This is a genomic window from Sinomonas sp. G460-2 (genome assembly GCF_047759905.1).
Lineage (GTDB): Bacteria > Actinomycetota > Actinomycetes > Actinomycetales > Micrococcaceae > Sinomonas.
The window spans coordinates 1-5,111 of the sequence record NZ_JBKZWT010000260.1; the positions used below are offsets into that span (position 1 = coordinate 1).

At 71.0% G+C, this 5,111-nt stretch carries 6 protein-coding genes; 5 read left to right on the plus strand and 1 reads right to left on the minus strand.

Going from position 1 to position 5,111, the window contains the following annotated elements; translation table 11 throughout:
- Both ACLN58_RS17455 and ACLN58_RS17460 read left to right on the plus strand, forming a co-directional pair.
- Positions 1 to 786 (plus strand): FAD-dependent monooxygenase (locus tag ACLN58_RS17455; RefSeq protein WP_415856516.1); only part of this gene is annotated, 786 nt, incomplete at its 5' end.
- Complete coding sequence (locus tag ACLN58_RS17460) at positions 783 to 1,283, plus strand: DinB family protein (RefSeq protein WP_415856517.1); 501 nt, start codon at positions 783 to 785, stop codon at positions 1,281 to 1,283. The genes ACLN58_RS17455 and ACLN58_RS17460, both read left to right, overlap by 4 nt.
- A gap of 40 nt (positions 1,284 to 1,323) precedes the next feature.
- Here ACLN58_RS17460 and ACLN58_RS17465 read toward each other — a convergent pair whose 3' ends face one another.
- Positions 1,324 to 1,992 (minus strand): HAD-IA family hydrolase, encoded by a 669-nt coding sequence (locus tag ACLN58_RS17465; RefSeq protein ID WP_415856518.1) that lies wholly within the window; start codon positions 1,990 to 1,992, stop codon positions 1,324 to 1,326.
- Between the two features lie 153 nt (positions 1,993 to 2,145).
- On the opposite strand from ACLN58_RS17465, the gene ACLN58_RS17470 reads away from it, so the two are divergent.
- From ACLN58_RS17470 to nagB, 3 genes are all read left to right on the plus strand, one after another.
- Positions 2,146 to 2,892, plus strand: a complete 747-nt coding sequence (locus tag ACLN58_RS17470; protein WP_415856519.1) for a GntR family transcriptional regulator — start codon at positions 2,146 to 2,148, stop codon at positions 2,890 to 2,892.
- A 148-nt stretch (positions 2,893 to 3,040) separates the two neighbouring features.
- On the plus strand, positions 3,041 to 4,291 hold the full coding sequence (locus tag ACLN58_RS17475) for a PTS transporter subunit EIIC (protein WP_415856520.1): 1,251 nt from the start codon (positions 3,041 to 3,043) through the stop codon (positions 4,289 to 4,291).
- A gap of 17 nt (positions 4,292 to 4,308) precedes the next feature.
- Entirely contained in the window at positions 4,309 to 5,088 is a 780-nt protein-coding gene (nagB, locus tag ACLN58_RS17480; RefSeq protein WP_415856521.1) for a glucosamine-6-phosphate deaminase, read from the plus strand.
- The last annotated feature ends 23 nt before the right edge of the window (positions 5,089 to 5,111 follow it).

Genomic DNA, 5,111 nt, shown 5'->3' on the forward strand with positions numbered 1-5,111 from the left:
TCGGCCGTCCGCGACGCCGCCGGGCTCACGCCGCACGCGTTCGGTGCACCTATGGACGTGTGGTGGTTCCGCGTCCCGCGCCACGCGGACGACCCCGACGGCGGCTTCGGCCGCGCGTCCCGCGGGCAGTTCCTCATCATGGTCGACCGCGGCGACTACTGGCAGTGCGGCTACATCATCCGCAAGGGCGCCGACGCCAAGCTGCGGGCGGAGGGCCTCGAGCGGTTCCGCGCGCGCCTCGCCGCGCTCCAGCCGTGGCTCGCCGACCGCCTGGCCGGCGCGCCGTCGTCGTTCGATGACGTCAAGCTGCTCGAGGTGAGGCTCGACCGCCTCGAACGGTGGCACCTGCCCGGGCTGCTCGTGATCGGCGACGCGGCGCACGCGATGAGCCCCGTGGGCGGCGTGGGGATCAACCTCGCGATCCAGGACGCCGTTGCGGCGGCCCGGATCGTGCGGCCCGCGCTCCTGAGGGGCGGGCCGGTGCCCGAGTCCGTCCTGCAGAGCGTGCAGCGGCGGCGCTGGTGGCCCACGGTGCTCGTGCAAGGGTTCCAGCAGGCCGCGCACCGCGGCGTGGTCGGCCGGATCCTGGACGAGGACGCGTTCGACCGCCCAGGGGCCGAGCCGGGCGGGGCGCTCCCGATGCCGCTTAGGATCCTCGAGGAGTTCCCCGTGCTGCAGGCCATCCCCGCGCGCTTCGTGGCGGTCGGGCCGCTTCCCGAGCACGCCCCACGCTGGGCCCGCCCCGCGCTGGGCCCGCCGCGCGCCCGGCTAGACTCCGGCCCATGACGACGATGCCGAGCATGGACCGCGAGTCCTTCCACGCCGACCTCCGCACGCAGTTCGAAACCTTCATCGACGAGCACCGCGCCGCGCTGCACGCGTGCCTCGACGGGCTCACGGAGGCCGAGGCGCGGGCCTCACTCGTGCCGTCGCGAACCACGCTCCTGGGCCTCGTCAAGCACGCCGCGTTCGTCGAAAAGGTGTGGTTCGACGAGGCGATCACGCTGCGCTCGCGCCAGGAGATCGGCATTCCCGCGACCCCCGACGAATCGTTCATCCTCGACGACGGCGACACCATCGCGTCGGTCCAAGCCGCCTACCGCGCGGCATGCGAGGACTCGCGGCGCGCGGCGGCGGGCTTCACGCTCGACGACGAGGTGCTCGGCAATCGGCGCGGGCCGCTCCCCCTGCGCTGGGTGTACCTGCACATGCTCCGCGAACTCGCGCAGCACTGCGGCCACGCGGACATCCTGCGGGAGCAGCTCCTCGCGGCCCGATCCTAGGAGACGGGACCCCACAACCCGCCGGACGGGACCCCACACCTTAGGTGGCCTGGTCGGCGAGGGTGAGGCTGATGCTCCCTCCGGGGGCGTACTCGACCGTGATGCCCGCGAGGTCGGGCGCGTGATGCGTGGGGCCGAAGGCCGCGGCGCGCGGGCCCACGCCGAGCACGCACATCCCGGCCGAGAGGCCAGCGAGGATCCCGGCCTCCGAGTCCTCGAGCACGAGGCATTCGCCCGGATCCACGCCGAGCCGCGCGGCGGCCATGAGGAAACCCTCGGGATCGGGCTTGCTCGCGGAGACGAGCTCGGCCGTGATGAGGAGCGGCGGGAGCGGGAGGCCGGCGGCGCCCATGCGCACGCGGGCCAGGGTGTCGTCGGCCGAGGTCACGAGCGCGTGCGGCGCGCCGACGAGCGCGTCGAGGAGGGCCGGGGCCCCAGGCACGGCCACCACGCCGTCCACGTCCGCGCTCTCCTCGGCGAGCATGTTCACGTTCTCGGCGAGGTTCTCTTCGACGGGCCGCTCGGGGAGCAGGATCGCCATGCTCAGATGGCCCTGCCGCCCGTGGATCACGGAGAGCACCTTGGCGGGGTCGAGCGAGTGGCGGGCGGCCCATCGCCGCCACACGCGTTCCACGACGGCGTCGGAGTTCACGAGGGTCCCGTCCATGTCGAGCAGGACCGCACGGGCGGTCAGGGTCGTCGCGCTCACGCGGCCTCCTTGGAAATCGTGCCTCCGCCTAGGGTAGCGTGGCCTACTATGGTCCTGACTGGATCGAACCACTGATTTAGACGCCGATTCGGACGCCGATTCGGACGCCGATTCGACCCACCGAATCGACACCCCAAGGGAGCGGAGGCTCGGGTGAGCGCATCGCACGAGGACTGGTCGCCGTCGTCCGCATTGAACGACAGCCCCGTGCCCAAGCACGAGCAGCTCCGCGCCATCCTCCTCCGCCTCGCCAAGGACGAGCTCGCGCCCGGAGCGCTCCTCCCGAGCGAGCGGACGCTCATGGACGTGTACGGGGTCAGCCGGATCACGGTCCGGGCGGCGATCGGCCGCCTCGTGACCGACGGGCAGTTGGTCCGCGTGCCGGGAAAGGGCACGTTCGTGGCCGATTCGGCGGTCCAGTCCACGCTTCACCTCGCCTCGTTCACTCAGGAGATCGAGGCCCAGGGGCTCACCCCGAGCACCGTGGTCCTCACCGCGGAACGGACGACGGCGCCACCAGACTCCGCCTCCGCGCTCGGCCTCGCGCGGGGCGCCGAGGCGATCCACGTCCGGCGCCTGCGTCTGGCCGACGGGCGGCCGGTGAGCGTCGACGACGCGTGGTACAACGCGAAGCACGCCGGCGGGCTGCTCGGCATCGACCTCACGGGCTCGATCTATCGCGCCCTCGCCGCTGAGTTCGGCCACCAGATCGACCGGGCCAGGCAGACCGTCCGGGCCGAGGCCGCGCCCTCCGACGTCGCGGTGCTGCTCGGCACGGAGGCCGGCGGGCCCGTGCTGTTCTTCGACCGGACCTCGTTCTCCGGCGATCTCGCGATCGAGCACGCGCGCTCGTGGTACCGCTCGGACCGCTACGCGCTCAGCATGGAAGTGCGGCTCTGATCTAGCGACCGCGCCATTGGCGGCCGAGCACTCGTACCCCTTGACACGGGGCCGCGACACACATCACACTGAACTGGTCATAACCAGACATTACCTGCTCATCCGACAGGTCTCCCAGCCCCCTTCGATTCACGCAAAGGTGCATGCGATGTCTACCTCTGATGCGGCCGTCCTGACCGGCGAGAAGAAGCCGAACGCGGTCTTCGCCACCCTCCAGCGGCTAGGCCGCACCCTCATGCTGCCGATCGCGGTCCTCCCCGCGGCCGGCATCCTCCTGCGCCTCGGCCAGGCCGACCTGCTCGGCGCGATCCCCGGCTTCCAGGCCGGCGCCTCGGTCATCTCCGCCGCGGGCAACGCGGTCTTCACGTGGCTCCCGCTCATCTTCGCCGTCGGCATCGCGATCGGCTGGGCCAAGAAGGCGGACGGCTCCACGGCGCTCGCCGCCGTGGTCGGGTACATGGTCATCGACGGGGTCTTCAAGGCCATGAGCCCCGTGGTCCTCGCGGGCCAGACCGATCCCGCGGGCAAGCCCGCCGTCATCAACTACGGCGTCCTCGCGGGCATCATCGTGGGCCTGCTCTCCGCGGGTCTGTGGCAGCGGTTCTACCGCACCAAGCTCCCGGACTTCCTCGGCTTCTTCTCGGGACGCCGCCTCGTGCCCATCCTGACCTCCGTCACGAGCCTCGTGGTCGGCGTGGCCCTCTCGTTCCTGTACCCGATCTTCAACGCGGCCCTCTCGTGGGTCGGCCAGTCCGTGGCGTCCAACACCGTGATCGGCGGCGGGATCTACGGCTTCGCGAACCGCATGCTCATCCCCGCGGGCCTGCACCACATCCTCAACTCCATGGTCTGGTTCCTCGTCGGCGACTACACGAACGCGTCCGGGACGCTCGTGCGCGGCGACCTCAACCGCTTCTTCGCCGGCGATCCGAGCGCGGGAACGTTCATGACCGGCTTCTTCCCGATCATGATGTTCGGCCTCCCGGCGGCCGCCTTCGCCATCTGGCGGCACGCGAAGCCCTCGCAGAAGAAGATCGTGGGCGGCATCATGCTCTCGACCGCGCTGACCGCGTTCCTCACGGGCATCACGGAGCCGATCGAGTACTCGTTCATGTTCGTCGCGTTCCCGCTCTACGTGATCCACGCCGTGCTGACCGGGACGTCGCTCGCCCTCGTCAATCTGCTCGGGATCCACGACGGCTTCACGTTCTCGGCGGGGCTCATCGACTTCATTCTGAACTTCGGCAAAGCGCAGAACGCGTGGCTGCTCATCCCGATCGGCCTCGCGTATGGAGCGATCTACTACTTCCTGTTCTCGTTCGTCATCAAGCGGTGGAACCTCCGGACGCCCGGACGCGAAGACGACGAGGTCTCGGTCGAGACCGAGCCCGCGAAGTAAGCGCCGGGAACCAGCACATGGAGATCATCGTCCTGCCCGACGCCGACGCCGTGGCCCGCACCGCCGCGGACATCATCCAGGCCCGAGTCGAGAGGGGCCCCGCGGTCCTCGGCCTCGCGACCGGCTCGACCCCCCTCGGCACGTACCGGGAGCTCATCCGCCGCCACCGCGACGAGGGCCTCTCCTTCGCCAACGCCCAGGCGTTCACGCTCGACGAGTACCTCGGGCTCCCCGCAGACCACCCGGAGTCCTACCGCTCGGTGATCCGCCGCGAGTTCACGGACAGCGTCGACTTCCGCGCCGGCGCGGTCCACAGCATCGACGGGCAGGCCGGGGACCCCGAGGAGGAGGCGGTCCGTTACGACGCCGAGATCGCTGCCGCCGGCGGCGTCGACGTCCAGCTGCTCGGGATTGGCACGGACGGGCACGTAGGCTTCAACGAGCCGATGTCCTCCCTCGCCTCCCGCACGCGGATCAAGACGCTGACCGAGCAGACGCGCCGGGACAACGCACGGTTCTTCCCGAGCCTCGAGGACGTCCCGCACCACGTCCTCACGCAGGGGCTCGGGACGATCCGGGAGGCCCGGCACCTGCTGCTCATTGGCCTCGGGGACCCGAAGGCGCGCGCGATCGCGGCCGCGGTCGAGGGCCCGATCGCGGCGAACTGCCCGGCCTCGGCCCTCCAGCTCCACCCGCACACCACGGTGCTCGTGGACACGGCGGCCGCGTCGCGGCTCGAGCACACGGAGTACTACCAGTACACGCACGCGCAGAAGCCGGCCTGGCAGGCTTACTGAGCCACCCGCCGTCGTGCGCCCCA

Bases quoted from the DNA above. Each gene is read 5' to 3' on its own strand.
- ACLN58_RS17460 (WP_415856517.1), top strand. From the start codon at position 783: ATGACGACGATGCCGAGCATGGACCGCGAGTCCTTCCACGCCGACCTC.
- ACLN58_RS17475 (WP_415856520.1), top strand. From the start codon at position 3,041: ATGTCTACCTCTGATGCGGCCGTCCTGACCGGCGAGAAGAAGCCGAAC.
- nagB (WP_415856521.1), top strand. From the start codon at position 4,309: ATGGAGATCATCGTCCTGCCCGACGCCGACGCCGTGGCCCGCACCGCC.